The sequence below is a fragment of the Lichenibacterium minor genome (genome assembly GCF_004137685.1).
GTDB lineage: Bacteria > Pseudomonadota > Alphaproteobacteria > Rhizobiales > Beijerinckiaceae > Lichenihabitans > Lichenihabitans minor.
Map to the genome: position 1 here is coordinate 1 of NZ_QYBB01000129.1, position 2,084 is coordinate 2,084.

The window sequence follows — 2,084 nt, forward strand, 5'->3', positions numbered from 1 at the left end:
ATGCTCTTCGCCAGTTCGGACCGGCGGGCCGAATAGCCGGGCGCCACCATGGGGTAGTCGTGGGGGAGGCCCCACTTCGCCCGGTACCGCTCTGGCGACAGGCCGTAGACCGACTGTAGGTGACGCTTCAGCGACTTGAACTTTCGGCCGTCCTCCAGACAGATCATAAAGTCCTCCGTAATGGACTTCTTGATCGGCACCGCGGGGACCAGCTTGGCGGCCTCGGGCGCCGCCTCGGGTGCCCCGCCCATGCCGCTCAACGCAGCATGGATCGTCGAGATCAGTTCCGGCAACTCGGCCGCGCGGACATGGTTCTTCGACACATAGGCGGCGACGATCTCTGACGTCATCTCGATCAGGGTGGCGGTTTCGGCTTCGGACATAGGTTCTCTCGGGTGGCGATAGCTGCATGGCATCAAGGGGAACAGGGTTCAAGTGCCACTTGATTGGCTGCAGGAGTACGGCGGCGATGCTGGACGCTAATCAGCGGTGGGAGTTTGACAGGCGCGAGGGCGCTACGGTCGGTTAACTGGTTGCGTTTGCCGGCCCAAGGCGATCGATACACAGCATTTTAAGCAGACGATCCCGCTTTGAGCCTGTCGGTATCGGTGTCAACGATTATCTCCGCCCCCGTCGCAGGTGGGTGATCCTCCACAAGAGGGCGCGCGTTCGTGCAAATTTCCGCAATCGTTGATCGCATTTACCATCTGTTAACCATGCCTATCGGAAGGTCGACGCCTGCATCGGGAGGGGTTCGACATGATTGAAAACAGCGCCATTCAACGTGCTCCCCAGAGGGACGACGTTCTCGACCTCGCCGCTATGGCCGAGGTGGGCGCTTTCATGAGCCGGGTATTCAGCCCGATCGAAGACACGCTGCACTGTTCCGATCGACGAACCGACCAGCGCCGCGGTGACATCCAAGCGCCCGCCGCGGATCCGGACCAAGTCGATGTGCTTCTCGGCAAGGCTTCAAAGGCGATCGAAATTCTGGCCGCGCGGTGTGAGATCTTGGAACAGGAAGCGACCGAAAAGGACGAAATCGTGGCCGAGCACGAGCGGTCGGCCAAGCAGTGGCAGCAGTTTGCGGTGAAGCTTCAGGCGCAGACGGCGAACGACCAGAACACGATTGCCGAACTCACGACCCGGTCCGACGCCGCCAACGCACGCATCGCCGCTCTCGAGGCCGCTACCGATGAGGCTCGGGAGCGCTCTGCGGCCGCCGACGCGAACACAAACAAGCTGCGAAGTCAGGTCGTCGCTGCCTTCGGGCGCAAGTCGCCGGTTCACTCGGTTCTCCAGGCCATCGATATGCAGGAAGCGGCCGAGTAGCAGCCTTGCACGGCGAACCGGTTTGGCGTGGCAGAAAAGGTGGCCGGCGGACAACATTGTCCGCCCTATAGGCAGTGGCGCGAATTAACTTCACCGGAACCTCGGTGGCACCCGATGATTGGTCTGTGCCCGTCGGCCGAGAGAGGCGATACACGCCACGATGCCGAACGGGGAGGGAACACCATGAACCGTATCATGATCATCGCCGCCGCGACGGCGTTCGCTCTGCTGGCCGCCCAGTCAGCTCAGGCCGCCAGCGCCGCCAACTCGCAGAACGGCACAGACTCGTCCAACCCCTACGCGACGACTGGTTCGCCGACCAGCACGTCCGCCGTGCCGGCCACGAACATGCCCATGGGCGGCTCCTCCGCGGGCGGCACCGCCGTCCCCAACGGCGCGGGGACCGGCGCTGCCGGTGCCGCGAACTCGAACGCCGGGACAGGTACCGCGCCGGGTGCCGGCATGGGTGGCGGGGCTGGCACGGGAAGTGGAACCGCCAAGTAGGCTATTCTCACAATCGGCGGCACCCGGAGAGAGGTGCCGTTCGCGTCTTTAGAGGGCTTGTGGGATGAAGCGTCTTGCCATCGCCCTCGCCGCCTTTGCCGTCGGTCTCGTTGCCCGGCCGCGGCCGGCGCGATAGCGTCGAGACCCGTACCGCACTCAGCCTCTCGGACTTCGCCCATGCGCTTCGCCCTCACCGCCGTCGCCCTGATGGCGGTCGCTTCGCCGGCGCGAGCGGAGCAGATCCGGTG

At 64.3% G+C, this 2,084-nt stretch carries 3 protein-coding genes; 2 read left to right on the forward strand and 1 reads right to left on the reverse strand.

What is annotated here, in order from left to right; all coding sequences use genetic code 11:
• A partial coding sequence (locus D3273_RS27585; RefSeq protein WP_129230226.1) for a Ros/MucR family transcriptional regulator occupies positions 1–383 on the reverse strand: 383 nt, incomplete at its 3' end.
• A gap of 376 nt (positions 384–759) precedes the next feature.
• On the opposite strand from D3273_RS27585, the gene D3273_RS27590 reads away from it, so the two are divergent.
• Positions 760–1,332 (forward strand): hypothetical protein, encoded by a 573-nt coding sequence (locus tag D3273_RS27590; RefSeq protein WP_129230227.1) that lies wholly within the window; start codon positions 760–762, stop codon positions 1,330–1,332.
• 183 nt (positions 1,333–1,515) lie between these two features.
• Complete coding sequence (locus D3273_RS27595) at positions 1,516–1,836, forward strand: hypothetical protein (protein WP_129230229.1); 321 nt, start codon at positions 1,516–1,518, stop codon at positions 1,834–1,836.
• Positions 1,837–2,084 lie beyond the last annotated feature (248 nt).